The organism is Streptomyces odontomachicola (assembly GCF_039605595.1).
In the GTDB taxonomy this organism is placed as follows: domain Bacteria; phylum Actinomycetota; class Actinomycetes; order Streptomycetales; family Streptomycetaceae; genus Streptomyces.
The window spans coordinates 307766-333162 of sequence record NZ_JBCFOK010000002.1 but is presented as its reverse complement, the minus strand read 5'-3'; the positions used below and the strand labels follow the sequence as shown (position 1 = coordinate 333162).

The window sequence follows — 25397 nt, the reverse complement described above, 5'->3', positions numbered from 1 at the left end:
CGAGCGCCCGCACCCCCGGCCGGCACGCACGACGGCACGGCACATTTAGTGCGCGCTTGCATTAATACGCGTATGCAATTACCATCGCATGCAAGCAAGGCTGCCGCAGGGCGTACAGGGGGAGGCGCCGGGCGGCTCACACCACGCGTACGAGGGAGCTCCCGATGAGCCTCACCGACCTGCTGCCCGGCTCGCTGGGCTTCGGTACCGCCCCCATGGGCAACATGTTCCGCGCCATCCCCGAGGACGAGGCCCAGGCCACCCTCCAGGCCGCCTGGGACCAGGGCATCCGCTTCTACGACACCGCCCCCATCTATGGCGCGGGCCTGGCCGAGATGCGCCTCGGCGAGATGCTGTCCGCGCACCCGCGCGACTCCTTCGTCCTCTCCACGAAGGTCGGGCGGATCATCCACGACGAGGTCGAGGACCCCGCCGACCGCGAACTGGGCGAGAAGGGCGGCCTCTTCGAGCACGGCCGCCCCAACAAGGTGACCGACGACTACACCGCCGACGCCACCAAGCGCTCCATCGAGGACAGCCTGCAGCGGCTCGGCACCGACCGGCTGGACTTCGTCTGGGTGCACGACATCGCCCAGGACTTCCACGGCGACCGCTGGCTCGCCCAGTTCGAGACGGCACGCACCGGCGCCTTCCGGGTACTGGACGAGCTGCGCGACCAGGGCGTGATCAAGGGCTGGGGCCTGGGCGTCAACAAGGTCGAGCCCGTCGAGCTCACCCTCGCCCTGGACGAACCGCGCCCCGACGGCTTCCTGCTGGCCGGGCGCTACACGCTGCTGGACCACGGCCAGGCGCTGCAGCGTCTGCTCCCCGCTGCGCAGGAGCAGGGCGTCGAGATGATCGTCGGCGGCCCCTACAGCTCCGGCGTGCTGGCCGGCGGCACGCACTTCGAGTACCAGGAGGCCCCGGCCCACATCGTCGACGCCGTCCGGCGCATCCGTGAGCTGACCGAGCGGCACGGCATCTCCGTCAAGGCCGCCGCCCTGCAGTTCTCGCTCGCGCACCCGGTGACGGCCGCGGCGATCCCCGGCGCATCCCGCCCCTCGCGCATCGCGGAGGACCTGGGCGCGCTGGATGAGAAGATCCCCGCCGCCTTCTGGCACGACCTGCGCGAGACCGGGCTCCTCGACCCGACGGCCCCGCTGCCGACCGACGCCTGACTCCTCAGGCATCGCGTCTGGCATCGCGCATCACCCCCTTGTCCCGGCCGGGCAGTCACTGCCCGGCCGGGGCTCGTTGCGTTCAGACCACTTCGCGGACGTTCCGGCCGGTCATGCGCGGTGGAGCGGGTTTGGCCCGTCGGCCCACCTCCTCGCCGCGAACGCCTCTCACCGAGCACCCCTCCCCGAGCACGCCTCGCCGCCGGCTGTGCCCCGTCGTTCGACGCGCACCGACATCGAGCGCACCGCGCGCGTTCAGCCCGCCGTCGTCAGCGCGCCGTCTATCACCGACAGCACCGTCTCCTCGCTTATCGGGCCGTCCTCCGCCGCCCAGCACACATAGCCGTCGGGCCTCAGCAGCAGGGCGGAGGCGCCCAATTCCTCGGCGCAGTCGGCACGCACGAGGTCGACGCGGGCCGGGAGCCGGAGGTCGGCGGGGAGCACGCCGGCGAGGTCCAGCAGCACGGAGTGCCCCGCCGTGAACAGTGCCAGCAGCCGTGTGGGGCCGGCCTCGGTGAGCAGCTCCATGTCGGGTATGCGCCGGCCGGTGAGCGGGTGGGAGCCGGGCAGTTCATAACTCAGCGCCAGGCCGGACATCAGCCCGGCCAAGTGCCGGTTGGCCTCGGGCAGGCGCAGCAGGTCGGCGAAGATCTCGCGCAGCGCCGTCACGTCCTCGTCCGGGTCCATGCCTGCAAGGACCCGCTGCGCCGAGGTGTGGTGGAGCACCTGGGCCGCGACCGGGTGCCGTTCGGCGTGATAGCTGTCCAGCAGGCCGGCCGGCGCCCGGCCCTGGAGGGTCGCGGCGAGCTTCCAGCCCAGATTGACCGCGTCCTGGACGCCGAGGTTGAGTCCCTGGCCGCCCAGTGGCGGATGGATGTGGGCCGCGTCCCCGGCGAACAGGACGCGGCCCACGCGATAGTGCTCCAACTGCCGGGTGGCGTCGCCGAACCGCGACGCGTTGTCCACCTCGCCCAGGGTGGTCTCCGCCCCGTACACCGCGTGCAGCGCGGCGGTGATCTCCTCGCGGGTGACGGGGGTTTCGCGCGCGGTGTCCGCGGTGTCCGCCTGCCCGAAGGTGAGGCGATACCGGTCATCGCCGAGCGGGACGAGCATGGCCCAATAGCCGCCACCGTGCCGGGTGAGGGTGCTGATGTGGCCCATCTCCTGGGGCACCAGCGGTGTGGTGGCGAGCAGTTGGATGTCGGTCAGCACCGCCTGATGGGTGCCGGGCCTGCCCGGGAACGGGAGCCCGAGCAGCTTGCGCACCGTGCTGTGGGCGCCGTCGCACGCGACCAGATACCGCGCCCGCACCCGCAGGCGCCCCTCGTCCGCTGTCACGGTCACGCCCTCGTCGTCCTGCTCGACGCCGGAGACCTCCGTGCCGCGCAGGACCCGCGCGCCGAGGGCGGCGGCATGCTGCTCCAGCTCCTCCTCGATCGCCCACTGGGGGATCGCGAGCGGATAGGGGTGCCGGGTCTGCCACGGGGCGTAGTCCAGCGGCACCGGCAGCAGCGCGAAGTGGCCGCCCACCGAGTCGCGGGACATGGCCCGCTTCTCCAGGGGCTCCAACAGGCCGCGCATCTCCATCAGTTCGGTGGAGCGGGGCTGGAGCGCGCCGCCCTTCACCTGCCGGACCCGCTCCGGCAGCTTCTCCACCACCAGCGTCTCGACGCCGGCCAGCGCCAGCTCGTACGCCAGCATCAGCCCGGCGGGCCCCGCTCCCGCCACGACCACCTCGGTCCCGACCTCGACCTCAACCCCGGTTACCGCTTCCACTCCGGTCATGCCTTCCACCCGCCCTCTTCGTCACTCGCCTGCACTCGGATGAAAACTATACCCGGTGCAAATCTCCCCTGGGGGTACTTTTTTTGCTACCGTTGTCGGCATGGACATCCAGCCAGGGCTGCGGGAGCGCAAGAAGCAGCGGACCCGCACGGCGATCTCCGAGGCGGCGATCACGCTGTTCCTCGAGCACGGCTTCACACAGGTCTCGGTGGCCCAGGTCGCCGAGGCCGCCGAGGTCTCCAAGCGCACGCTCTTCGCGTACTTCCCCAGCAAGGAAGACCTCGTGGTGCACCGCTTCGCCGACCACGAGACCGAGGCGGCCCGGGTCGTGCGCGACCGCCCGGCCCGCACGGCGCCGCTCACCGCCCTGCGCCGGCACTTCCTCCAGGGCCTCGAGGAGCGCGACCCGATCACCGGCCTCAACGACCAGCCCCATATACGCGCGCTCCACCGGATGATCCTCGACGCGCCCCCGCTGGTCGCGCGGATGGAGCGGTTCAAGAGCGGCGCCGAACAGGCCCTCGCCGAAGCACTGCGCGAGACGGCTGACACCCCCGAGCTGACCGCGCGGATCGCCGCCGTCCAGATAGTGGCCGTGCAGTGGGCGCTGGCCCAGGACAACGCCGAACGGCTGGCGTACGGGGAGGACGCGGACGCGCGCCACGCGGGCGCCGTGAAGGACGCCGAGCACGCCTTCGCGCTGCTGGAGAAGGGACTGCACCGACTGCCCCAGCGGGAGTGACGCGGCACCCCCGGCCGGCGGGAGTTCCCGGCCGCTGCCGTGTCCCCGAAATGACTGCAGGGTGTGAACGCTGTGACCGTCAGCGGCGCACGGCAGTACGGAGGGGCGCTCGACGGCGCACCGCCGTAAAGGCTGGGCAATGGTAAGCCCAACTCACCAGTGGCGATGCGTAGTTCGGGCAGCCATGCAGCGACGGACGACCGCCCTCGATCGCATGTGGGGGTTCGTATGAGCAGTGAAGGCATGGCTGCGCGCTGCGCGGTGGCCGACCCGGAGGATCCGACGTCGTGCGAGGGGCCGCTCGCCGCGGTCACCCTCATCGACGGTGCCGGAAAGGAGATCACCGGCTGTGTCCGGCACGGCGCCAGGCAGCTCGCGAGCTGGCAGGGCGCCCGGCTGCATCCGACGGCGGCGCTGCTGCCGTGGGCGATAGAGGTGTACTGCCGGGCGGCCCAGCTCCCGCCCTTCGCCTGGCGGGTGGGCCTCTAGGGGCCGGGCCCGGGACGCGCGCACGGCGGTGGCGCCGGGTACCCGGGCAGCGTAGAAGAGGTGAACGGGCACCCGGTCCCGCCGCGTACGGCCGGGCGCTCCTCACCGCAGCGCGATCTCCCCGCGGAATTCGCGCGGGACCGGCGCGAAGCGGTACGTCATGGTGACCGCCTCGGGGTCGGGGACGGTGAGCCGGTAGCGGGTGCACATCAGGTAGCAGAGCGCCATGAGTTGGGTGGTGCCGAGGCCCGCGCCGATGCACCGCTTGGGTTCCCAGCCGAAGGGCACGTAGTGGCCGCGCCCGGCCGGCCCGTGTTCGGCACCGGGCAGGAAGCGGTCGGGATCGAAGGTGTCGGGGCGCATCCAGTACCGGGCGTCGCGGTGGATCATGTGCGGGCTCATCACATAGCCGCGCCCGGCCGGGAGTCGTACGCCGCCGACGTCGAAGGTGTGGCGGGCGCGGCGCATGAGCAGCAGGGGCGGGCTCCACATGCGCAGCACCTCCTTCACGAAGCGGTGGGTGAGCGGGGCGGCCTTCGCCGGTGCCGCGCAGAACTGCGCCTCGTCCAGGGCCTGGAGCTCGCGTGTGAGCCGCCGGGTCCACTCGGGCCGGCGGGCCAGTTCGTAGAGCACCGAGGTGGCGGCCGAGCCCGGCGGGCCGCCGATCGCGGTGAGCACCGCGGTGACGACGTCCAGCGCGCGGTCCATGCCCAGGTCGGGAAGGAGGTCGACCACCGGGTCGGCGAGGTCGGCCTCGCGCGGCCGGCGTCCGCGGGCGCGGTCCCGCAGCACCCGGCGCACCACGAGCCCGGCCCTGATCTGAACGGCGACGAAGTGCAGGCGGTGGCGCGGGCCGTGGCCGGGAGAGCGGTCGAGCAGTCTCAGGAGTTTCTGCTCCAGGTCGTCGAGGACGCGGCGGGATTCGCGCGCCGTCAGACCCGAAAGCGCGAGGGGCAGCACGGACTGGACCGCCACGTCCTGGACGGCCCGTACGAGGTCCACGTCCTCGCCCAGCCGCGCGTCCAGCAGGCGGCGCATGCGCTCCAGCAGCCGGGCGTGCTGGTCGGCGGTGCTCAGCGCGTGCATCTGCGTCAGCCACGCGGTGCGGACGCGGGCCCAGGGCACCCGCGTGCTGCGGCGGCGCAGCACCATGTCGGCGAGGCGGTCCTGCATTTCGAGGCCGCGCCAGTTCTCGCTGCTCACCCGGCGTGCGGCGGCCGGTTCGAAGATGCCGAGCAGATCGCCGTCGATCCAGAAGACGCCGTCCTCCGCCGCGCTGCGGCGGCGCAGATCGTCCAGGAAGTCGGTGGGGTGGTGCGGGCTGGTCATGGGCGCTCCCGCAGTGCGGGGGCCGCGGGCCGCGGCCCCCGGTAGTGGATCAGATGTGGTGGTAGAGGTACCAGAAGTGCGGTGCGGAGTAGCCCAGGCGAATGTTCAGGGCGGACTTGGCAGAGCGGTACAGCTTCCTCACGGTCTTCACCTCCTTTCGGGTGGGTCGGTGCGTACGTGGCCGCGCGGTTCCGCGGTGAAGCGGGGCGGAGCCAGCGCGGGGCCCAGGTGGGGTGCGCCGCCGGAGGGGACGACCTCGGGGCGCAGCTCGTGGACGATCAGGCGGACCAGGTCCTCGAGCAGGTGCAGTGTCACCCCGGCTCCGGCGCAGGAGTGCGGGCCGAGGCCGAAGGGCAGGTACGCCGCCTCGGGCGCGGGCCGTGCCCAGCGTCCGGGCTCGAAGGAGTCGGGGCGCGGCCAGTGGCGCGGGTTGTGGTGGACGAGGTAGGAGCACACGGCCACTTCGTCGCCCGGTCCGACGGGCACACCGGAGAGTTCGTGCGCCTGCTCAGGGGTGCGCGCGAACAGCCAGGCCACCGGCCACAGGCGCAGTGCCTCGCGCACGATGTAACCCGGCTCCTCGTCCGCGGTACCGGGGTGCGTGGCGGTGAGGTAGACGCACCAGCCGAGGGCGAAGCCGATCGAGCCGACCGTGGCGAACACGAACGAGAGGTAGACCTCGGCCAGTTCGTCCGGCGGGGCGTCCGAGCCTCCGTGCGCGACGACGACGTCCAGGAGATCGCGCGGCACCCCGGGAGCGCCTTTGCGGCGGAGGGCTTCGCGGCGTACGCGGATCTCGCGGGTCAGCGTGCGTCGCACCCGGCGGCGCAGCAGCAGTCGTGCGGGCGGTGTCTGGCGTTCGCGGGCGCCGGCCAGTACGGCGCGGGTGATGACGTCCCGGATGGTGTCGCGCAGTGCGGGTGGTGCTTCCGGTGCCAGGAGCAGTTCTCGCAGGTGCTCGGCGACCAGCAGGTTTCCCGCATCCGGCCAGGAGCTGACGGGGGTCAGCCGGGTGCGGACGAGGTGCGGCAGGCGGTCCCGGTGAGCGGCGAGGTGACGGCGCATCAGCTTCCGACCGGCGCGGCCGATCTCCAACTGCGCCGCGCGCGGGCCGAACACGCCCTCCCGCGTGTGGAAGAAGTCGGACGTGTCGGCGAAGTGCCCCTGCGCGTTGGCCATCACCTCGCGCGCCGCCTCGCCGCCCGCCACGCACACCGGCCCCGGGGCGGAGCGCCACACGTCGTCGGGCGCCTGCGCGAACTCCCTGGTCAGGTACGCCAACGGGTCGCGCCGGAAGGCGGCGGAGGCGGCATCGGAAGGGGGCGTTCCGCCGCCCCGCGTCCCCTTGCGGGGTACGCCGCGGATTCCGTCGGCCGGTGGCGTCATGGGCCCTCCCGGGATGCGGAGGGCGCAGGGCACCGCCGGGCCGGTGGGTGCGCGCGGCCCGGCCGATGCGCTCGTCCCCCGTGGCATCGGACTGCGCGCAACAGCGTGGCCCGAGCGCGGCGCCTCCGCCATGCCGGCCCCGGCGTATATGCGGCGGCCCCAACTCCGTCTCTCCAGCGGTGAGTACGGAGGGGCGCGACAGCCGTTGTCGTGCCCCGGCCCCGGCGCCGGGGCATGCTCCGTATGCCTCTATCGAGTGACGGAGGGCCCGCGGCCTGCGGCGCCTCCCGCCACGTGCCCAGGCCGGCCCGCGCCCCGCTCCCCCGCGCTTCGCCCGCGTACCGCTCGCCCTGCGCCAGTTGGGCCGCGCCGCGGTGTGGCCGTACGGCAGGGATGCTGCGCACCGGCTGCGGGCGGCGCCACGCAAACGGCCCGGCCCGCACGTATGACGGCATGCACGGCACCGCGCCGGAAGAGCGCGTGGCGGCTGCGGCGGATGCGGGAGCGCTCCAACGTAAAGGCCGCAGAATCGCGGGAAGGTGACGCCTGAGGCGTGGAACCTCGGGAGCGTCCCGGGCGTTGGACCGGCTAGGCGTTGGACCACCCACGCCGGCACAGCACCAACCGGTACCCGTCAGGGTCCTCGACGGTGGTGCCCCATTCATTCCAGTACGGGTTCGGGGAGGGTACGCGGTGGCCGCCGTGCTCCTCCAGGCGTGCCAGCAGCTCCTCGGGGACCCGGTCGTCCAGGTAGATCACGAGCAGGTCCTCGTCCGTGGGGCGCGGCGCGACCTGCTCCGGCGCGGTCACGAGTTCCAGGTGCCAGGAGGCTCCGGGGAGCCCCACCATCAGCAGTTCGTGCCCCTCCTCCGTCCGCTTCCGGTAGAGCGGGCTCAGCCCCAGCCCCTGCACCCAGAAACGCTCGGCGCGTACGAGATCCCGCGACGGGCGCGCGATGCGGATGTGGCTCTCTGCGGTGAACGGCACGGCTCTCCCCCACGACGACGGCGCACACGAGCGCGCTGCGGATCAACTCCCGCACGCTAAGTCCGTACCGGTCACGCCCGCATCGGCCACCGGCCGTAGGTCCCGGGGCCCGAGACCGGTCCCGCTCACCAGGACTCGGGCCCCAAATCCCGGGCCCGCTCCACCCCACCCCTAAGGCACCAGAATCACCTTCCCCCGATTCCCCCGCCCCTCGATCACCGCATGCGCGCGCCCCGCGTCCTCCAGGGCGAACTCGGCGTGGACCGCGGGCCGCAGGGCGCCCTCGGCGAACAGGCGCCACAGTTCCGCGATCCACCCCGCGTAGCGCAGCGGCTCCTCGCGGGCCACGCGCGCGACCTGGAAGCCGATCGCCGACTTTCCGCCCACGAGCAGGTCGTACGCGGCGATGGTGCCGCCTCCCGAGCTGTACGCGACCAGCCGGCCGCCGGGCGCGAGCGCCCTCAGCGCCGGGGTCAGCAGGTCGCCGCCGACCGCGTCGAGCGCGATGTCGACCGGGTCGCCCCAGTGCGCGTCGCCGTAGGCCACCACCTCGTCCGCGCCCAGAGAGCGGACGAAGTCCGCCTTGGCCGGGTCGCCGACGGCGGCGACCACCCGCGAAGCACCCCTCAACCGGGCCAGTTGCAGGGCGAGATGACCCACCCCGCTGGCCGCCGCGGTAACGAGGACTGACCCGCCCTCCGACGCGCCCTCCCCCGGCCCCGCCGCCTCCAGCGCACCCAGTGCCACCACCCCGCTGCGTACCAGCGCGACCGCGTCCCGCGCCGTCGCACCCGCCGGGACGCGGGAGGTCATCGCGGTGTGCAGCAGCGCGTAGTCCGCGTACCCGTGTCCGAAGCACAGGCCGGTGACCCGGTCGCCCGGCGCGTACTCGCGCACGCCCTCGCCGACGCGCACCACTTCGCCGGCCACCTCGCCGCCGAGCGCGATGGGCTCGGCGCTCTCCCGCACCTTGCGCACGACGGGCAGCGTGACGCCTATCGCCTCGGTCTTGAGGAGCAGTTCGCCTGGCCCCGGCTCGGGTACGGGGGCCTCCTCGGCGAACAACACCTCTGGCCCGCCGCCGTGTTCGTACCGGACGCGCCGCATGCGCACTCCCCTCCCGGGCCCTCGAAGCCATGAGGGCACTCGATTTCATTGGGATCCCCAACGGATTGACGGCCCCACGATACGCCACAGTCATTGGGGTTCCCAATGGTTTTGCCGGTAGGCTGCCGTGCATGACGGAGAACCCCTCGGCGCCGAGCCGCATCCGCGCCCTCCCCAGCTGGCTCCTCGGCCGGGCGGCGGCGCGCGGGCGCGGGCTGGTCGCGCAGGCGTTGGCGCCGCACGACATGCGGATGTGGCACCACGTCGTGCTGGCCGCGCTCGCCGACATGGGCCCCGTGGCCCAGGCCGACCTCGGCAGAACGGTCGCGCTCGACCCCAAGGACCTGGTCGGCGTCCTCAACGACCTTCAGGGCGCGGCGCTCGTCGCCCGCTCCCCCGACCCGGCCGACCGCCGCAAGAACAGGGTCAGCCTCACCGCAGCGGGCGAACGCCGCCTGGCGGAGTGCACGGAGGCGGGAAAGCGCGCCAACGACGAACTCCTGGCGCCCCTTTCGGCGGCCGAGCGAAAGCAGTTCCTGGAGATGCTCCGCAGAATCAGCGGAGTGGAGTGAGAGCGGTTGCCATGCCCCCCTCAGCGGCCGCGGACGCCCACCGGGTACGCCGCGACCGTCATCGGCGGATGCGGCGACGGAGCCCTTCCATCCGAAATGCGCAGCTCCCGCGGCCGCGCTTTGCGGTCATCATTCCAGCACATTACTTCTCATTAACTTCCGTTTGAACGTGCCTGGTTGACCCTCTCGGGGCCGCGTGATGCCATACGGAAAACAGGGGAAAACACGTTCGCACATGCGGGTACATGGGGGTGTTCATGGCTGCCGTCCGGCGGCATGCGCTGGCTGCCCATCGCGGCCTCCGGCGCGTGGAACTCCCTCCCATTCCGCCCCTGCCGGCGAATTCCGGATGGCTTCGCGCCCATGCCGCGATGCGCATCTGCGCCGCGCCCGGCGGAAGTCGGCCCCGCTTGTCCCCCCACAGCACACGCACGACATCGCATATCGCGTACGAGGTTCTTCGAGAAGCTTGATGCTGGTGCGCCGCCTCAGGGGCGGGAGCCACGCGGCGGTGCGGTGACGGCATGATGCCCTCGGGGCGTGTACGGAACGGGCTGCGTGGTGCCGCCTTCGGCGAGCGGCACGAAACGAAAGGCACGGCCCGTGACACAAACCCCCACACCCGCCCCCGCCGAGGCGTCCCGGAAGAGATTCTTCGGGCACCCCTGGGGACTTTCCACGCTGTTCATGACCGAGATGTGGGAGCGCTTCTCCTACTACGGCATGAAGGCGATTCTGCTCTATTACATGTACTACCAGGCGGCGCACGGCGGCCTGGGCCTGGACAAGAACCTGGCCATGAGCCTGGTGTCCATCTACGGCGCCGCCCTGTACATGTCCGGCATCGCCGGGGGCTGGGTGGCCGACCGGCTGCTGGGCGCGCGCCGCTCCATCACCTGGGGCTGCGTGCTGATCATGTTCGCGCACGTCGCCCTGGCGGTGCCGGGCGGCGGGCCCCTCGCCCTCTACCTGTCCATGATCCTTCTGGTGATGGGCACCGGGCTGCTCAAGCCCAACATCACCAAGAACGTCGGCGACCTGTACGAGGAGGGGGACGACCGGCGCGACGCGGGCTTCACCCTGTTCGTGATGGGCGTGCAGGTCGGCTCCTTCCTCTCCCCGATCATCGTGGGCGACGTGCTGACCAGCCCCAACGAGTCCAGCGCCGCGGGCAACCACTTCCACTGGGGCTTCGGCGCCGCCGCGGTGGGCATGGCCATCGGTCTGGCGCAGTACCTGCTGCGCGCCCGCCGCACCCTGGGCGAGGCCGGCCTCAAGACCCCCAACCCGCTGGAGCCCCGGGACCGTGCGCGGGTGTACGGCGCGATCTCCGGCGGTCTCCTGGTGCTGGCCCTCGTGATCGGCGCCCTGGTGGCGACGGGGCACTTCAGCGCGGACGGCGTGGTCAACGCGGTGAGCATCCTCGCGCTGGTGGTGCCCGCGGCGTACTTCTGGGTCATGCTGCGCAGCCGCAAGGTCACCCCGGCCGAACGCGGGCGGGTGCTGGCCTTCATCCCGCTGTTCATCGCGATGGTGGTGTTCTGGTTCATCGAGGAGCAGCAGTTCACCATCATGGCGAGCTACGCGGACCAGCAGACGGACCTCAACGCCTGGGGCTTCCACCTGGATCCGACGCTCGTGCAGACCATCAACCCGGTGATCATGCTGGTGGTGGCCCCCGTGCTGGCCGTGCTCTGGACGAAGTCGAGCCGCCAGCCGCACGCGCCGCGCAAGTTCGCCATCGGCCTGGTGCTGACCGGCGCCGGCTTCGCGCTGCTCTTCCTGCCGTGGCTCCTGCACGGGGCGCACACGAAGGTCAATCCGGTCTGGCCGCTGATCAGCCTCGCGGTCATCGCGATCGGCGAACTGTTCGTGAACCCGGTGGCCCTCTCGGTCACCACGCAGCTCGCGCCGGTGGCCTTCGCCTCGCAGGTCGTGGGCCTCAACTACGCCTCGGACGCGGCGGCGCAGGGCCTGATCGCGCAGATCTCGAAGTTCTACAGCCCGGCCACGTCGGGCCCCTACTTCGGCATCATCGGCGTGCTCGTGGTGCTGCTCGGCGTCGCGCTGTGGTTCTACGCGCCGATGGTCTACCGCAGAATGATCAGCGGTGACCACGACGGCTCGGGCACCGGCGGCACGGGCGAGCCCCAGGCCGCGTCCGGCACCACCTCGTAACCCCGGCCCTCCGGCCCGCACCTCCTACGCGACCGGCCCCATCTTCCGTCCGCCCATGAGCAATTGAGCGGCCGAAGGTGGGGCCGGAGTCTTTCCGCGGGAACCGCGGGCGGCCGCGCGAGGGCTCGCGACCTATTCCCGCCCCCGCGCCCCTTCAACTCCCCTACTCCGACGCCCGCTTCCGCGCCCGGTACGCCGCCGCCTTCACGCGGTTGCCGCAGGCGTCCATGCCGCACCACGTGCGGCGGGCGCCGCGCGAGCGGTCCAGGTAGATGCGGGTGCAGTCGGTGCGGCCGCACTCCTTCAGGCAGGCGTCCGGGTCGCCGAGCACGGTGAGGGCGCTCCTGGCCACCTCGGACAGGACCGCGCTCAGGTCCCCCGACCTGCGCAGACCCGCCTCGCCGAGCCGGAGGGTGGGCGGCGGTGCGGCGGCGGCGCCGTTGACCGTACGGAGGCTGCGCGGCTCGAACGGCCGCTGGAGCACACGGTCCAGGGCGAGCCGGTAGACCGCCTCGCGCAGCGCATGCGCCTGCTGGAGCCCCGCGGCGTCGACGCTCACGCGGTCGGGCAGCTCCTCGCACGCCGCCACCCACCGTTCGAGATCGGCGGGCTCGGTGAGCAGGTCGACGGGCGCGTCCCGGCGCGTGCCCACGGTGGCGGCCAGGTCGAGCGCCGGGTTGCCGCTGACGAATGCGAATTCCACGTCACCATCTTGACCGGTTACGGCGACGATGACAATGTCGTCGGGCAGCCGTCACCTGTTCAGGGGGTGACGGAGTGCTCCCACCACGAGAGAGGAACGCATGACCGAGCTGCGCGACATCGACGTCGTCGTCTTCGACATCCTCGGCACGCTGGTCGACGACACCGGCGGCCTGCGCGCCGCGATCCGGCACGCCGCGCCCGGCACCGACGAAGCGGCGGCCGATGAGCTGTACGCCGTCTGGCAACGGCACATCGACCAGGAGCATCACCGCATCGCGCAGGGGCAGCGCGCGTACGCCGACTCCGATGTGCTGGACGCCGAGGCGGCCCGGCAGGTGGCCGCAAAGGCGGGGATCACCGACCCGGACACCGTCGCGCGGCTGGCCACGGCGGGGCGGCGGCACTCGCCCTGGCAGGACTCCGCCGCCGGACTCGCGCGCCTGGCACGGCACTTCCGCGTGCTCGGGCTCTCGAACGCGAGCTCCTCCGCGCTCCTGGACCTCCACGCGCACTCCGGTCTGCGCTGGCACCTGGTCCTGTCCGGCCAGGCGATCGCGGCCTACAAGCCGGCGCCCGCGGCCTACCGCTTCGCCCTCGACACCGCGGGCTGCGCGCCGGACCGGGCGCTGATGGTGGCCACGCACGCCTGGGACCTGCGCGGCGCGCAGGCGTGCGGGATGCGTACGGCGTACGTCCACCGGCCGGGCGGCGATCCGCCGGCGGACTCCGACACCTTCGACGGCTGGTTCGGCGGGATGGAGGAACTGGCCACCGCGCTCACGCCGGACGACCGGCCCGGAGACGGCCACCCCGGCTAGGGCGGGCCAGGGCGCGACACCTCCCAACACGCGGCGCCCGTAGGGAAACTCGCGGCGTCCGCACGAAGTTCCGCGACCCCGATGAACTGCGCGCCCACCGGCCGAATGCGGGCCGACCAGCCGAGGCGCGCGAGCTGGTCGGCGAGGCCCACCGCGTCGTGGAAGACCTTCACGACGCGGTGCCGGCTGCCGTCATCGAGCCGGCGCACCACAGCGGGAACGGCCTGCCCCTCGAGCACCTCCTCCCGCGCGGCCGCTTCGGGCCCGTCGTCCACGAAGACCGCCCTGCCGCCCGGCGCCAGCGCGGCGGCCACCCGCTCCCAGAAGGCGGGCAGCAGCGCCGGCGGCACGTGGGAGAGCCAGAAGGCGAAGAAGACGGTGTCGTAGCGCCGCGCCGGCCGCCACGCGAACACGTCCGCCCGCTCGAACCGTACGTGGGGCGCCGCGGCCCGCAGCCGTGCGAGCTCCAGCACTTCGGCCGACGCGTCCAGCGCCGTCACCGAACGCGCCCGCGCCGCGAGCAGCGCGGTCCACTGCCCCGTACCGCAGGCGAGTTCCACCACGTCGCCGCTCACCGGCAGTTCGGCGGCGGAGGCCAGCAGATCCCGCAGCTCGCGGCGTTCCGCGTACGGGCGGTCGTACTCGGCGGCGGCCGCCCGGTAGTAGGCGCACTGCTCCGCCAGCAGACCACGGTCACCGTCCATGGGAGCCCTCCTCCGCCGGTATCCCCGCCCGGAACCTCCGGCCGGAGACAGCACGTTGGGCGCTCCCCTTGGGGCAAGGTCAAGGGGCGACGAAGACGCAGCTCAGCCCCACAGCGCCAGTGCCACCGACGCCACCGCGACGACGGCCACGCCGATCACGAAAGCCGCCATCATCTTGCGCTGCCAGGAGGTGAGGTAGCTGCTGCGCGCGGCGTTGCCCAGCGTTGCGTACTGCCTGACCTGGCCCATGTACGGGTCGAGGGTGCTGTGCGGCAGGCCCGCGTGCATGTCGGGGCGGCTCTGCGGATAGCGGCGGCGCCAGCTCTCATCGCGCCGCCAGGGCAGCCGCTCCTCACCCTGCGTCTCGGCTCGGGGCTCCGACTGGTGCTGGGGCTCGGGCATCCGGGGCTCCCCTCTCGCTGGCACCCCTCTCACTGGCGCCTCGTGCGTACGCGTACCCGGAGACGCAGCACCACACTCCGTACGGTCCGTGGTTGGGTGGTGGCCCGTACGTGCGTGCGGTGAGGCGGAGGAGCGGATGACACCCGAAGAGCTGGCGGACTACGCGCTGACCCTGCCGGAGACCTGGGAGGACGAGCCCTTCGGTCCCGGCGTGCTGGTCTACAAGGTGGCCGGCAAGATGTTCGCGATCCTCAGCGGCCCGGCCCCAGGGCAGCCGGGCCGCGTGACCCTGAAGTGCGACCCCGGCCTGGCCCTGCATCTGCGCGAGCAGTACGCGGCGGTCACGCCCGGTTACCACACCAACAAGCGGCACTGGAACACCGTGCTGCTCGACGGCAGCGTGCCCGCCGACGAGCTGCGCGAGATGGTGGACCACTCGTACGCGCAGGTCATCGCCGGTCTCCGCAAGGCCGACCGCGAACGCCTGACACTCCTGCACCGCCAGGACTGAGGCGTACGCAGCCCGGGCCACAAACCAGGCCGGGGACCGCAGGCCGGGGACCGCAGGCCGGGGACGCCCGCGTACGAGGCAGCCGTCCGCGCTCACACGGTGATCTCGGGCTCCGCCGCGCTGAGGCAGTGCACCGCGATCTCCTCGCCGTGCGGGGCGAGCAGGTCCCGGAGTTCCTCCGCTGCGCTCTTGAGGAGGTGGCCGTCGCGGTCGGCGTGCAGGGTCTCCAAGGCGAAGACCACGTGCGCCGAGTCCTCGGTGACGCGGGTGCGGTGGGCGTCGCGGTGGTTCCAGTGGCGGGTGAGGACTCCGGCGCCGTCCGCGTAGATGATCTCGCCGGGCTTGGGGGTCTCCTCGGTGTCGGGCTCGCCGAGCGGGGTGAAGGTCTCGGTGCCCTCCGCGTACCGGATGGCGACGTCGCCGCTCACCCGGTCCAGGTCGAAGGCGCCCGCGGGCAGTCCGTGGCCGACCGAGACCGCGTTGTAGGAGTCGACTGCGGGGTTGATGCGCGGCAGCGCGCCCTTCTTCGCGAGGCGGCGGCCGAGCGCGTCCACGCTGGGGCGGATGCGGCGCGGGTTGGTGCCGAAGGAGCGGTACGCGGTGTGCCACGCCTCGATGCGCGGGTCGTTCTCGTCGGCGGGCTGCCAGGCGCCCTCGGCGAGCCGGTCCTCCAACTGCCGCAGGGCGGCGGCCGTCCGCGGCCATTCCTCGTGACCGCGCAGGCCCGTGGCGGTGACCAGGGCGATGCGGGTGCCGGGGAACGCCTCGGCGACGGCGGGGGCGAGGGTGAAGGTGGTCATGGAATTCCGCTCCGCTCTCTGTGAAGTGGCTTATGAGTTGGCTTATGAATCGGCTTGGGTCGGTCGTTCCAGGTGCCGATGCGGTCCAGGCGGCGGCGCTGCTGGTGCGCCGCCGGCGCGTCCAGCCCCCGCCCGCGCTCGGCGAGCCGGCCGGCGACGCCGCTGCGGTGCTCGGCCGGCTTCTGGTCGTCGCACTTGAACTTGGCCCGCACGCCGGCCACTTCGAGCCGCAGCCCGCGGATGCCGGACAGCATCCTGCCGTACGGGGGTTCGCCGGGGGCGCGGCCCGCGCCTCTAGGTCAGGGCGAGGAGGCTCACCGCGACGGCCGCCGTGCCGAGGCCGAGGAGCTGGCCGCGGTGGATGCGCTCGGCCAGCACGCCGCGCGCGAGCAGCACCGTTCCCGCCGGGTAGAGCGCGGTGATCACGGCGACCACGGACAGGTCGCCGCTGCGGGAGGCGAGGAGGAAGAGCAGGTTCGCCAGCGAGTCCAGCACCCCGGCGGTGGCCGACATCGCGTACGCCGGCTTCTCGGCGCCCAGCCTGCGGAACATGATCCCGGCCGCGGCCAGCGTCACAGCCGAGGAGACCGCGCGGCCGACGATCAGCGGGGCCACGCCGCTGTCGGAGGGCGCCTGGTGGAGGAAGACGAGCTGGAGCGCGATGGCGGCGCCCGCGCCGAAGGCCAGGGCCAGCGCGGTACGCGAGGGGCGCGCGGCGCCCGCCCCGTGTCCGGCGCTGACCAGCACCACCGCCACCAGCGCGAGCGGCAGCCCGGCGAGCCCCGCGGCGGTCAGGTGCTCGCCCTGCACGAGTCCCACGCCGACGGGCAGCGCGGCGGAGACCAGCGCGGTGACCGGCGAGAGCACGTTCATGGGGCCGAGGGCCAGGGTCTTGTAGAGCAGCGCGAAGGCAGCGGCCGAGGCGACGCCGGAGGCCGCGCCCCAGGCGACGGACCCCGCGGTGAACGAGGCGCCGAGCAGCGGCCACAGCAGCAGCTCGACCACGAGGCTGGCGGGCGCGGCGACCATCACGGTGCGCAGCACATGCGCCTTGCGGGCGCCCAGGCCGCCGAGGAAGTCGGCGGAGCCATAGGCGAGGGAGCTGCCCAGGGCCAGCAGCAGAGCGATCACGGCACATCCCTTACGATTCGGTGGAACGACCGGACCGTACAGTAAAACGACCGGCCGGTGTCAACCAAACGACCGCCCGGTGCATTCCACTGCTCCGGCAGCGGTCGGTGGCGAGGGGATGGTGAGCAAGGGTGGTCGAGACGGCCGCGGCCCTGCGGACGGTCGCGCACAACGTCAGGGCGGCCCGCACGCGCGCGGGCCTTTCCCTGGAGGAACTGGCCCGGCGCGCGCAGGTCAGCAAGGGCGCGCTGGTCGGCCTGGAGAAGGCGCAGGGCAACCCGAACCTGGCCACCCTCGTCCGGCTCGCCGACACCCTGGGCATCTCGGTGTCCGACCTGATGCAGGGACCGCCGGAGGGCCGGGTGCGGGTGGTCGCGGCGGACGGGGTGGCTCCGCTGTGGACCGGCGAGAAGGGCAGCCGGGCGCGGCTGATGCTGACCACCTCGGGCCCGGCCCCGGTGGAGGTCTGGCGCTGGAGCCTCGAACCGGGCGAGGAGTACCCCAGCCACCCCCACCAGGCCGGAGTCGTGGAGACCGTGAGCGTCACGGCCGGGCGGATGGTGCTGGTCGTGGACGGAGCGGAGCACACGGTCAAGGCGGGCCAGACGGCGACCTTCGACGGCGACGCGCCCCACGGCTACCGCGGCGCGGGCACCGGGACCTGCCACCTGATCATGACGGTCCATCTGCCGCCGGGGCCTGCGCCTGCCACGTAGGCATGCGACACCGACGGGCTCACTCGACGAGCAGGACGAGCTTTCCCCGTACGAGGCCCTGCTCCGCTGTCCGGTGTGCCTCGGCGATCTCCGTCAGCGGGAAGGCGCGGGCGACCGGGAGCGCGAAGCGGCCCGACTCGACCAGCGGGCCGATCTCGGCGAGCGCGTGGAGCGCGCGGCCGTCCTCGCCGCGGCTGAACCGCACCCCGTGCTCCTGCGCGCCCGCGAAGTCCGCGACGGTGAGGACGTGTTCGGGCACGCCGGCGAGCTCGATCAGCTCGGGCAGCACCCCGCTTCCCGCCACGTCCAGCGCCAGATCGACACCGCCGGGTGCGAGCGCGCGTACGCGGTCGGCCAGGCCCTCTCCGTACGCGACGGGCTCGGCGCCGAGCGTGCGCAGGTACGCGTGGTTGCCGGGGCTCGCGGTGCCGATCACGCGGGCGCCGCGCGCGACGGCGAGCTGGACCGCTGCGCTGCCGACGCTCCCCGAGGCCCCGTTGACCAGCACCGTCCGGCAGCCGGTGACGCCGAGCCGGTCCAGCGCGCGGGTCGCGGTCTCGACGGCGGCCGGCAGCGCGGCAGCGCCGGGGAAGTCGAGGGCGCGCGGGATCGGCGCGTAGTGGGACAGCACCGCGCTCTCGGCCTGGGCGCCCTCCTCGGCGGAGAAGCCGAACATCCGGTCGCCGACCGCCACATCGGTGACGCCCTCGCCGAGCGCGTCGACGACGCCGGCCGCCTCGTGGCCCAGCGTCTGCGGCAGCCCCTCGTCCATCAGGCCCCTGCGCTTCTTCCAGTCGCTCGGGTTCACACCGGCGGCGCGCACCGCGATGCGGACCTGGCCGGGGCAGGGCCGCGGCGCGGGGAGATCCACGATCTCCAAGACCTCGGGCCCGCCGAAGCGGCTGAATCGGGCGGCCTTCATGATGCGTTCTCCCCTCCCGGTCGGGTGGTGTGGTGGAACGTGGTTCGCAGTGCTGGCCCGCCATGTGCCGTTTCGGCTCGATCCATGCGGTGAGCTGCGCTGATGGTGCCAGGTTAGGGCTACAGCGCCAGCGCCGCCGCCGTTGCCCGGGCGAAGGTCTCCGGGTTGTCGAGCATCATGTTGTGGCCCGTGTCGGGGACCGGGACGACGTGCACACCGGACGCCGTGAGCGCGTCGGCCGGGGAAGGGGCCGTCGGCCTCGGGGTGGAGGAACGTGCGGGGGATCTCCAGGTCCCGGAGGAGGCCGCGCAGAGCGGCGCGGGTCAGGTGGACCGCGCTGCGGTGCAGGGCCTCGCGGCCGGCCAGGCGCATCGTGGACCACCAGTGCGCACCGGCCCGTTCGCGCATCTCCTCCCAGCCGCCCGCCAGGAAATCCCGCTCGGAGTACGCGGCGATCCCGCCGCTCCCCGGGGCGCCGGGGCGCGGCTCGACCGGGTCGAGGTTCGCGTCGGCCAGCGCCGGATGCGCGGCGGTCGCCGTGAAGTACGCGGGTGAACTCGCGCCCAGACCATGGACGTACACCCGGCACGGCTCCCGCCCCGGGGGTTAACCCGCCCCTCGGCCTGGGGCGTCCCCTCCTCCGAATGCGGTAGCGCGTGCCATTCCGGGGGCCGCGCCCCCTCCGCGATCGTTGCGTACATGACGAGGGACAACACCGGTGCACAGACCGGCACTTCGGCGGGGCCACGGCCCCGTTCCCCCAGCAGACGCAACCTCCTTCGGGGCTCGGCGGTCCTCGCCGGGAGCGCATTGTTCGTGCCCGGCGCCGCGCTCAGCGCCGAAGCGCACGCCGCGCCCCGCACAAGCCGGCGCCCGCACCCCCACCAGCCCGACCTCGGCCTCGTACGAAAAGAGCTGGAGGCGCTGGTCGCGGCCGAGGGGCTGCCGGGGGCGCAGGCGGTGCTCGTCGCGCCCGGCGGGCGTACGTGGGAGGTCGGGGCCGGTGCGGGGGATCTGGCGACCGGCAGGCCGTTTCCGCACCGTTCGCGGCTGAGGGTCGCGAGCCACACCAAGTCGTTCGTGGCCACGGTGGTGCTCCAACTGGCCGCCGCGGGGCGGCTGGTCCTCGACTCGCCGGTCGAGCGCTATCTGCCGGGCGTGATCCGCGGACACGGCAACGACGGGCGCCGCATGACCGTACGGCAGGTGCTCCAGCACACCGCGGGGCTGCCCGACCTGCCCGAGGAACTGACCGAGCACCGCCCCGGATACATCCGCCCGGAGCGCGTCGTGGCGCTCGCGCTGCGCCAGCGGCCGCAGTTCCCGCCGGGGCGCGGCTGGGGGTACAGCAACACCGGGTACATCGTGCTCGGGCTGCTGGTCGAGCGGGTGACGGGGCGCCGCGTACAGGACGAGGTGCGGCGACGGGTCGTCGACAGGCTCGGGCTGCCGGACACGTACTGGCCGCGCTGGCCCGAACAGCGCCTGCGCGGCCCGCACCCGAAGGCGTACGAGCCGGTGCGGCGGGGCGGTGCGCGCGGCCAGCGTCGAGAGCCCGCGCACCGCGAGGTCGCCTTCATCAACACCTCGCTGATCGGCGCCGCGGGCGCGCTGGTCTCCTCCGCACACGACCTGATCGCCTTCTTCACGGCCCAGTTGGAGGGGCGGCTGCTGCCGCACGCGCAGCTCGCGCAGATGCGCGCGACGGTCCCGGCCGACATCGCGCGCGGGGCCCGCTACGGGCTCGGGCTCGCGCAGTACCCGCTCAACGAGGCCGCGGGAGGCGGCAGTTACTGGGGTCACGGCGGCACCGTCGCCGGCACCCGCACCCGCGGCGGCGTCACCGAGGACGGCCGCGCGGTGATCGTCGCGGTGAACGAGGTCTCGGAGAATCCCGACGGCTCGCAGGCCGTCGTCGACACGGTGGAACGGATCTTCCGGTCCGTGCCCCGGAGAGGAGCAGGCTCGTGAGGCGGTACACGCACACGGAAGGCTTAGCGGCAGGGAAGGGGAAACGGCGGTTACGGGGTCTCACGCGCGCGACCGTCGTCGGCGGCCTCGCGGCGGCGCTCGCCGTCACCGGGCTCACCGGCTTCACGGCGGCGGCAGGCACCACACGCCCGGCCGCGTCCCGTACGGAGACGGCGCGCGCGGCGGACACGTACTCCCCCGCACTCCGCTCCTTCGTCCATCAGCGCCCGCACTGGCAGTCGTGCCGCCACAAGGAGCTGGACAAGGCCGGTGCGCGGTGTGCCTCGATCCGCGTACCGCTGGACTATCGCCATCCGCAGGGCCGTACGCTGCGCATCTCCTTCTCGCGGATCAAGGCGACCGACACCGCGCACCGCATCGGTCTGCTGATGCACAACTCCGGCGGACCCGGCGGCCCGACGCTCGACATGCCGCTGATGGACGCGCCCGCCATGGGGAAGAAGCTCGCCGCGCGCTACGACCTGATCGGCATGGACCCGCGCGGCGTCGGCCGCAGCGAGGCGCTGCACTGCGGCACCAACGGGCACTGGCTGCGCTCCGCCGGCTACGACGCGGCCGGATTCCGCGCGCACGCGCGCTTCGTCAGGGGGCTGGTGCGCAGTTGCCAGGGCAAATACGGGGAGGGAAAGGCGGGGCGGTACGGGCAGAAGATGCCGTATCTGCGGCACTTCACGACCCGCAATACCGCGCGCGACATGGACCTGCTGCGCGCCGTGCTGGGTGAGCGCAGGACCTCGTACTTCGGTGTCTCGTACGGGACCTACCTCGGCGCGGTGTACGCGAAGATGTTCCCGCGCCGCGTCGACCGGCTGCTGCTGGACAGCGCGCTAGACCCCGCGCTGTGGCAGACGGAGGCCTTCCGCCGCCCGGCTGCGGCGAACGAGAAGTTCCTCGACGACTGGGCGGCGTGGGCCGCGCGGCGCAACGGCACGTACGGGCTGGGCGGTTCGGCCAAGGAGGTGCGGGCGACCGTCGAGGGCATCGCCCGGCAGGCGGCGCGCGAACCGCTGAAGGTGGGCCGCTTCACGGCGGACGGGCAACAGGTGCCCTTTGTACTGGTGTCGTTGATGACCGACGACCGCGCGTACGCGGAGACGGCGAAGAACGTGCGGCTCCTGCACCGGGCCGCGCAGGGCCGCACCGTCGAGCCCACCCCCGAACTGGCCGAGGCGCTCGGCCCGCCGGACGGCCCGGTGGACACCCAGACCTCGCTGCAACTCGCGCTGCTGTGCGGCGACAACGGGGCGCCGCGCGATCTGTCCTGGTACCGGGGGAACGTCGAGCGCAGCCGTGCGCGGGCGCCGCTGTTCGGCCCGGTCTTCAACGGCACGAATCCGTGCGCCTTCTGGCCGGACGAGCCGCTGGAGCGACCGGTGCTGACCGGCAACGGCGTGCCCGGACTGATCGTGCAGGCCACGGGCGACACCCGCACCCCGTACGCGAGCGGGCTGGCCCTGCACCGCGCGATGCCGCGCTCCCGCATGATCACGCTGCGCGCGAGCGTCCACGGGGTGTACGGGATGTACCCGAACCGCTGCGTGTATGCCCAGGTCAACGCGTATCTGAGCACGGGCCGACTGCCGGAGCGCGACACGCTGTGCGCGAAGGATCCGCGGCGGAAGTGAGGCGGGGAGACCCCCCGGGGGGGGGGATGCCGGCGGCCGGAGTTTCCGGCCGCCGGTGTCTCGTACCGCCGGCGCGCCATGCCGCCCGCTTCTCAGGCGGTCACCTACCGGCCCCCTCCGTCCCCTCGCTCTCCTCCTCCCCGCCGGACACGCTGTTGGTGCCCGAGTCCTTCTTGATCCGTTCGGCGCCGATGCCGCGGATGCTGACGCCGGGCGAGGACAGCGGGAGGCCGTCGTCGCCGCGCGCCCGGCCGCTCAGGTCGGTGACGCGGATCGCGCGCGACTGCTTCACCTTGCCGCCGCGCAGGCTGAACGAGGCGGTGATGCCCGGGGATTCGCCCAGGGTCACCCACTGCTTGTGGTCCACGGTCTGCGCCTCCACGCGGTAGGGGCGCGGGTCGGCGTCGGGGTGGACGAACACCGTGACGTCCGTGTCCTTGGCGCCGGGAAGGATCACGTGGTGCCCGATGCCGACCGTGAGCCTGCCGAACGCGCCCAGCGACACGAACTGGTCGTCCGGCTTGTTCTCCACGCTGCCCAGCGCCTGCCGGGGCTCGGTGTGCTCGTTGCCCCGTGTCGGCTCGCCGGGCTGGTAGGCGAGGACGCAGTCCGCGTAGTAGAGGTCGCCGATGTCCGGCACGGGCTTCGCGGGGATCACCTCGACCCCGCCGAACTGCAGCCCGATGGAGGGCGTCACCTTCGGGTCGAAGCTGACGGTTCCCGTGTACGTGCCGTCGAGCCTGCTGGTCAGGCCGCTGGGCCTGCCGCCGAGCGCGGTGATGCCGAAGCCGCCGGTGACGTCCGGATCGACGAACACGACGTTGCCGAAGCGGTCGCGCGGGGTGACCGTGACGTCGATGAGCCCGGGCGCCGACTGCCGGATGTCCAGCAGGGTGCCGACGGGTTCGGGGCGTACCTCGATGAACGTCTCCACCTTGCCCTCGCGGTGGAAGGGCACGCCGTCGCCGGTGACGCCGTCGGCGGTCACGTAGAAGGTGCGCTGCTCGGGGACGGCGGTGTCGGTGACGGCGGCCCGGTAGACGCCGTCGTCGTCCGCGTCGGCCATGGCGAGCCTGTCCTCCCGTACGCCGCCGAGCAGGCCGAGCCCGGCGAGCTGCGCACCCACCTGCTTGACCAGCAGCGGGCTGGCGTCCTTGCCGTGCAGCAGCTCCTCGGCCCGGCGCAGGAACTCCTCCGGCACGCGCAGCGCCGCCAGTTGATTGTTCGCCGACCGCTCGGGCGCGGTGGCGGACAGCGAGACGGCGGCCCCGCGTACGGGGCGGCCCTTGGCGGTGAGCTGCGCGCGCACGGTCACCGGGTCGCCCGCGAAGTAGACGTCCTTGTCGGTGGTGACCTCGATGCGGAGTGTGGAGTCGACGAGGAGTTCGTACGTGTAGTCCTCGGTGGCGAAGCCGCCACGGCCGGCCGCCTCGCCTTCCGCGGACGCCTCGCCCTCCCCTGCCACACCGATGACCGGCGGGGAGCTGACCACGAACTTCCAGGTGCCGAACCGGTCGTCGGGCTCGCCACCGCCCTCGCCCCTCTCGCCCCCGGCGTCGCCCACTCCGCCCGCGCCGCCCCCGCGCAGGAACTCCGGGTCGATCAGGTAGATCGCCGAGCGGTTCCCGCCGACGAAGGTCACCTTCGCGTAGCGGCCCTGCCCCGCGTTCTCCGGGGTGATCCGCTCGCAGGCGGGGGTGATGAGTTCGAGCCGCAGCCGTCCTGGATCCGGGGTGTTCCAGTCCAGGACGAAGGCCGCCTTGGTGTCGTACGGCGTGATGACGGCCTCGTGGCGGATCTCCTGGTCCTGGCCGAAGACGAAGGTGCCCTGCGGGTCGAGTCCGGCCGTCGCGTTGGTCAGCCCGTTCTTGAGCGGGGTGCGGAGCTTGTCGGCGAGCTTCTGCGCCGTGGTGTTCTCCTCGTCCACGTTGACCTCGAGCCCGCCGTTGACCGAACCGGCGGCCAGGTTCTTCATCAGGGTGTGGTTGACGTCGGTGTGGCCGTCGATGCCGTAGGCCACGGCGAAGACGGACACGTTCTTGTCGACGAAGGAGTTGCCCTTCGGCGCGGTCGGGCTGATGAACTCCAGCGGGTTGTGCACACCCGAGTTGTTCGCGCCGTCGCTCATCAGCAGCAGCCACCGCCGTCCCGAGGTGCGGCTCACCTCGTCGTCGGCGAAATAGCCGGTCGGCGCGTTCATCACGTACTGCAGTCCGTCGCCCATGGGCGTGCCGCCCGACGGCACGATCGCGGTCACCTTGTTCTTGATGTTGGTGATCTCGGCCTGGTCCTGCGGCATGGGGCCGATGGGGACGATGTCCGCGCTGTGCGGGTCCTGCGGGTTGGGCGCGGGGAAGTGGGCGATGCCGAAGCGGCCGTGGTCGTGGAAGTGGACCAGCAGCGGCAGGAATCCGGAGCCGACGGCGTCGGCGAGCTCGCCCCAGCGTGAGCGCTGCGCACTGGGCGGCGTACCGCCGACGGCGTCCCACCCCATGCTGCCTGAGCTGTCCAGCAGCAGCGCGACCTCGACCTGCTGGGTGCTGGTGCTCAGCGCGAGGCGCTGGTTGTGCCCCTGGACGGTGCCCGCCACGGTGTCGGCCGGCGAAACGACCACATTGGCCTGCCCGTTGAAGGTGCCGTCGGGCGCCGGAGGGGTCGCGGGCGCGGTGAAGGTGAGGGCCAGGTCGCCGGTGCCGGAGGGCGGTACGGGGGCGGCCGGCACGGTCGCCGTCAGGTTGTCCAGCGCGGTGCTGAGCCCGGTGACGGTGAAGGGCGCGGTGCCGAGGTTGCGGATGCGCAGGCTGCGGTCGAAGGACTCGTTGACGAGCGCGTGGAAGGTCAGCGGGGTCGCGGGGTTCAGCGGGTCGGGCAGGGCCAGGTCGATCCACGGCTGTGCGGTCTCGGCGAGGGTCTGGGCGACCACGAAGGTGAACTCGCGTGTGTCGGTGGGGTCGTTGTTGTGGATGAGGAGCTGCCAGGTCACCGCGGTCTCGGCGTCGAAGTCGACCTGTATGCGGGTGATGTTGTCGGCCTCGGCCACGGCCTTGGCGTCGCCGAGCCGCCCCGCCGGGGTGTTGATCTGCGTGGAGTTGGCGGTCAGCAGGAGGGCCGGGCCGCCGCCGGCGCTGAGGGAGAGTCCCGGCGCGAAGGCTCCGCCGAACATGGCCACCCGCAGGTGCATGGTCGCCGCGTAGATGCCGGGGAAGCTGGAGGGCCCGGTGAGCTGGGCGAAGGTGAGGGCCGCCGTCGCACCGGACGCCACCTGCTGCGGCAGCGGGGTGGGCTGGGTGTCGGGATAGACCTTGAACATGCCGTCCT

Annotated in this window: 24 protein-coding genes and 1 pseudogene; 10 read left to right on the top strand and 15 right to left on the bottom strand. The window is 72.8% G+C overall.

Annotation, left to right across the window (positions count from 1 at the left end; translation table 11 throughout):
* Positions 1 to 164: 164 nt before the first annotated feature.
* Positions 165 to 1178: an aldo/keto reductase gene (locus ABEE00_RS04290; RefSeq protein WP_345743857.1), complete on the top strand. Its 1014-nt coding sequence runs from the start codon at positions 165 to 167 to the stop codon at positions 1176 to 1178.
* 255 nt (positions 1179 to 1433) lie between these two features.
* On the opposite strand, the gene ABEE00_RS04285 is transcribed toward ABEE00_RS04290, so the two are convergent.
* Positions 1434 to 2963 (bottom strand): FAD-dependent oxidoreductase, encoded by a 1530-nt coding sequence (locus tag ABEE00_RS04285; RefSeq protein WP_345743856.1) that lies wholly within the window; start codon positions 2961 to 2963, stop codon positions 1434 to 1436.
* Between the two features lie 100 nt (positions 2964 to 3063).
* Here ABEE00_RS04285 and ABEE00_RS04280 point away from each other — a divergent pair, with 100 nt between their 5' ends.
* The gene (locus ABEE00_RS04280) at positions 3064 to 3705 is read left to right on the top strand and encodes a TetR/AcrR family transcriptional regulator (protein ID WP_345743855.1); all 642 of its coding nucleotides are present in this window, start codon (positions 3064 to 3066) and stop codon (positions 3703 to 3705) included.
* Positions 3706 to 3933: 228 nt separating this feature from the next.
* Positions 3934 to 4194, top strand: a complete 261-nt coding sequence (locus tag ABEE00_RS04275) for a hypothetical protein (RefSeq protein WP_345743854.1) — start codon at positions 3934 to 3936, stop codon at positions 4192 to 4194.
* A gap of 102 nt (positions 4195 to 4296) precedes the next feature.
* On the opposite strand, the gene ABEE00_RS04270 is transcribed toward ABEE00_RS04275, so the two are convergent.
* The 5 genes from ABEE00_RS04270 to ABEE00_RS04255 all read right to left on the bottom strand — a co-directional run bounded on the left by ABEE00_RS04270 (position 4297) and on the right by ABEE00_RS04255 (position 9003).
* Entirely contained in the window at positions 4297 to 5523 is a 1227-nt protein-coding gene (locus ABEE00_RS04270; protein WP_345743853.1) for a cytochrome P450, read from the bottom strand.
* 49 nt (positions 5524 to 5572) lie between these two features.
* Entirely contained in the window at positions 5573 to 5665 is a 93-nt protein-coding gene (locus tag ABEE00_RS35750) for a hyalucidin A family RiPP precursor (RefSeq protein ID WP_474775246.1), read from the bottom strand.
* Between the two features lie 5 nt (positions 5666 to 5670).
* Entirely contained in the window at positions 5671 to 6909 is a 1239-nt protein-coding gene (locus ABEE00_RS04265; protein ID WP_345743852.1) for a cytochrome P450, read from the bottom strand.
* A 588-nt stretch (positions 6910 to 7497) separates the two neighbouring features.
* Entirely contained in the window at positions 7498 to 7896 is a 399-nt protein-coding gene (locus ABEE00_RS04260) for a VOC family protein (RefSeq protein WP_345743851.1), read from the bottom strand.
* 171 nt (positions 7897 to 8067) lie between these two features.
* Positions 8068 to 9003: a quinone oxidoreductase family protein gene (locus ABEE00_RS04255; protein ID WP_345743850.1), complete on the bottom strand. Its 936-nt coding sequence runs from the start codon at positions 9001 to 9003 to the stop codon at positions 8068 to 8070.
* A 131-nt stretch (positions 9004 to 9134) separates the two neighbouring features.
* On the opposite strand from ABEE00_RS04255, the gene ABEE00_RS04250 reads away from it, so the two are divergent.
* Together ABEE00_RS04250 and ABEE00_RS04245 are read left to right on the top strand one after the other, a co-directional pair.
* Positions 9135 to 9575, top strand: coding sequence for a MarR family winged helix-turn-helix transcriptional regulator (locus ABEE00_RS04250; RefSeq protein ID WP_345743849.1), 441 nt, complete (start codon positions 9135 to 9137; stop codon positions 9573 to 9575).
* Positions 9576 to 10115: 540 nt separating this feature from the next.
* Positions 10116 to 11753 (top strand): peptide MFS transporter, encoded by a 1638-nt coding sequence (locus tag ABEE00_RS04245; RefSeq protein WP_345743848.1) that lies wholly within the window; start codon positions 10116 to 10118, stop codon positions 11751 to 11753.
* Positions 11754 to 11916: 163 nt separating this feature from the next.
* Here the strand turns inward: ABEE00_RS04245 and ABEE00_RS04240 are convergent, their stop codons facing one another.
* Complete coding sequence (locus tag ABEE00_RS04240) at positions 11917 to 12456, bottom strand: CGNR zinc finger domain-containing protein (RefSeq protein WP_345743847.1); 540 nt, start codon at positions 12454 to 12456, stop codon at positions 11917 to 11919.
* 100 nt (positions 12457 to 12556) lie between these two features.
* Between ABEE00_RS04240 and ABEE00_RS04235 the strand changes: the two genes are divergently transcribed.
* Complete coding sequence (locus ABEE00_RS04235; protein ID WP_345743846.1) at positions 12557 to 13276, top strand: haloacid dehalogenase type II; 720 nt, start codon at positions 12557 to 12559, stop codon at positions 13274 to 13276.
* On the opposite strand, the gene ABEE00_RS04230 is transcribed toward ABEE00_RS04235, so the two are convergent.
* A complete protein-coding gene (locus ABEE00_RS04230) occupies positions 13273 to 13980 on the bottom strand; it encodes a class I SAM-dependent methyltransferase (RefSeq protein ID WP_345743845.1) in 708 nt (235 codons plus the stop codon). The two genes, ABEE00_RS04235 and ABEE00_RS04230, sit on opposite strands and share 4 nt — an antisense overlap.
* A 102-nt stretch (positions 13981 to 14082) precedes the next feature.
* Positions 14083 to 14382: a hypothetical protein gene (locus ABEE00_RS04225; RefSeq protein ID WP_345743844.1), complete on the bottom strand. Its 300-nt coding sequence runs from the start codon at positions 14380 to 14382 to the stop codon at positions 14083 to 14085.
* A gap of 136 nt (positions 14383 to 14518) precedes the next feature.
* Here ABEE00_RS04225 and ABEE00_RS04220 point away from each other — a divergent pair, with 136 nt between their 5' ends.
* A complete protein-coding gene (locus ABEE00_RS04220; RefSeq protein WP_345743843.1) occupies positions 14519 to 14893 on the top strand; it encodes an MmcQ/YjbR family DNA-binding protein in 375 nt (124 codons plus the stop codon).
* A 92-nt stretch (positions 14894 to 14985) separates the two neighbouring features.
* Here the strand turns inward: ABEE00_RS04220 and ABEE00_RS04215 are convergent, their stop codons facing one another.
* Genes ABEE00_RS04215 through ABEE00_RS04205 form a run of 3 tightly spaced genes read right to left on the bottom strand, consistent with a single transcriptional unit; the run spans position 14986 to position 16824 of the window.
* Positions 14986 to 15693, bottom strand: coding sequence for a B3/B4 domain-containing protein (locus tag ABEE00_RS04215; RefSeq protein WP_345743842.1), 708 nt, complete (start codon positions 15691 to 15693; stop codon positions 14986 to 14988).
* A complete protein-coding gene (locus ABEE00_RS04210; protein ID WP_451918489.1) occupies positions 15690 to 15947 on the bottom strand; it encodes a hypothetical protein in 258 nt (85 codons plus the stop codon). Before ABEE00_RS04210 ends, ABEE00_RS04215 begins: the two co-directional genes overlap by 4 nt.
* A 40-nt stretch (positions 15948 to 15987) precedes the next feature.
* A complete protein-coding gene (locus tag ABEE00_RS04205; protein WP_345743841.1) occupies positions 15988 to 16824 on the bottom strand; it encodes an EamA family transporter in 837 nt (278 codons plus the stop codon).
* A gap of 131 nt (positions 16825 to 16955) precedes the next feature.
* Between ABEE00_RS04205 and ABEE00_RS04200 the strand changes: the two genes are divergently transcribed.
* A complete protein-coding gene (locus ABEE00_RS04200; protein ID WP_345743840.1) occupies positions 16956 to 17540 on the top strand; it encodes a helix-turn-helix domain-containing protein in 585 nt (194 codons plus the stop codon).
* A 19-nt stretch (positions 17541 to 17559) separates the two neighbouring features.
* Here ABEE00_RS04200 and ABEE00_RS04195 read toward each other — a convergent pair whose 3' ends face one another.
* Both ABEE00_RS04195 and ABEE00_RS04190 read right to left on the bottom strand, forming a co-directional pair.
* Complete coding sequence (locus ABEE00_RS04195; RefSeq protein WP_345743839.1) at positions 17560 to 18462, bottom strand: NADP-dependent oxidoreductase; 903 nt, start codon at positions 18460 to 18462, stop codon at positions 17560 to 17562.
* Between the two features lie 119 nt (positions 18463 to 18581).
* A pseudogene (locus tag ABEE00_RS04190) lies at positions 18582 to 19065 on the bottom strand (alpha/beta fold hydrolase); the annotation flags it as partial.
* Between the two features lie 213 nt (positions 19066 to 19278).
* On the opposite strand from ABEE00_RS04190, the gene ABEE00_RS04185 reads away from it, so the two are divergent.
* Together ABEE00_RS04185 and ABEE00_RS04180 are read left to right on the top strand one after the other, a co-directional pair.
* Positions 19279 to 20433: a serine hydrolase domain-containing protein gene (locus tag ABEE00_RS04185; protein ID WP_345743838.1), complete on the top strand. Its 1155-nt coding sequence runs from the start codon at positions 19279 to 19281 to the stop codon at positions 20431 to 20433.
* On the top strand, positions 20430 to 22079 hold the full coding sequence (locus ABEE00_RS04180) for an alpha/beta hydrolase (protein WP_345743837.1): 1650 nt from the start codon (positions 20430 to 20432) through the stop codon (positions 22077 to 22079). Before ABEE00_RS04185 ends, ABEE00_RS04180 begins: the two co-directional genes overlap by 4 nt.
* Positions 22080 to 22179: 100 nt before the next feature.
* Here ABEE00_RS04180 and ABEE00_RS04175 read toward each other — a convergent pair whose 3' ends face one another.
* Positions 22180 to 25389 (bottom strand): vWA domain-containing protein, encoded by a 3210-nt coding sequence (locus tag ABEE00_RS04175; RefSeq protein ID WP_345743836.1) that lies wholly within the window; start codon positions 25387 to 25389, stop codon positions 22180 to 22182.
* Positions 25390 to 25397: the final 8 nt, after the last annotated feature.

Coding starts and splice junctions, on each gene's coding strand:
- ABEE00_RS04270 (WP_345743853.1), bottom strand. CDS start 5,523: ATGACCAGCCCGCACCACCCCACCGACTTCCTGGACGATCTGCGCCGC.
- ABEE00_RS04225 (WP_345743844.1), bottom strand. CDS start 14,382: ATGCCCGAGCCCCAGCACCAGTCGGAGCCCCGAGCCGAGACGCAGGGT.
- ABEE00_RS04230 (WP_345743845.1), bottom strand. CDS start 13,980: ATGGACGGTGACCGTGGTCTGCTGGCGGAGCAGTGCGCCTACTACCGG.
- ABEE00_RS04195 (WP_345743839.1), bottom strand. CDS start 18,462: ATGAAGGCCGCCCGATTCAGCCGCTTCGGCGGGCCCGAGGTCTTGGAG.
- ABEE00_RS04250 (WP_345743849.1), top strand. CDS start 9,135: ATGACGGAGAACCCCTCGGCGCCGAGCCGCATCCGCGCCCTCCCCAGC.
- ABEE00_RS04290 (WP_345743857.1), top strand. CDS start 165: ATGAGCCTCACCGACCTGCTGCCCGGCTCGCTGGGCTTCGGTACCGCC.
- ABEE00_RS04175 (WP_345743836.1), bottom strand. CDS start 25,389: ATGTTCAAGGTCTATCCCGACACCCAGCCCACCCCGCTGCCGCAGCAG.
- ABEE00_RS04220 (WP_345743843.1), top strand. CDS start 14,519: ATGACACCCGAAGAGCTGGCGGACTACGCGCTGACCCTGCCGGAGACC.
- ABEE00_RS04285 (WP_345743856.1), bottom strand. CDS start 2,963: ATGACCGGAGTGGAAGCGGTAACCGGGGTTGAGGTCGAGGTCGGGACC.
- ABEE00_RS04235 (WP_345743846.1), top strand. CDS start 12,557: ATGACCGAGCTGCGCGACATCGACGTCGTCGTCTTCGACATCCTCGGC.
- ABEE00_RS04275 (WP_345743854.1), top strand. CDS start 3,934: ATGAGCAGTGAAGGCATGGCTGCGCGCTGCGCGGTGGCCGACCCGGAG.
- ABEE00_RS04280 (WP_345743855.1), top strand. CDS start 3,064: ATGGACATCCAGCCAGGGCTGCGGGAGCGCAAGAAGCAGCGGACCCGC.
- ABEE00_RS04210 (WP_451918489.1), bottom strand. CDS start 15,947: ATGCTGTCCGGCATCCGCGGGCTGCGGCTCGAAGTGGCCGGCGTGCGG.
- ABEE00_RS04265 (WP_345743852.1), bottom strand. CDS start 6,909: ATGACGCCACCGGCCGACGGAATCCGCGGCGTACCCCGCAAGGGGACG.
- ABEE00_RS04215 (WP_345743842.1), bottom strand. CDS start 15,693: ATGACCACCTTCACCCTCGCCCCCGCCGTCGCCGAGGCGTTCCCCGGC.
- ABEE00_RS04255 (WP_345743850.1), bottom strand. CDS start 9,003: ATGCGGCGCGTCCGGTACGAACACGGCGGCGGGCCAGAGGTGTTGTTC.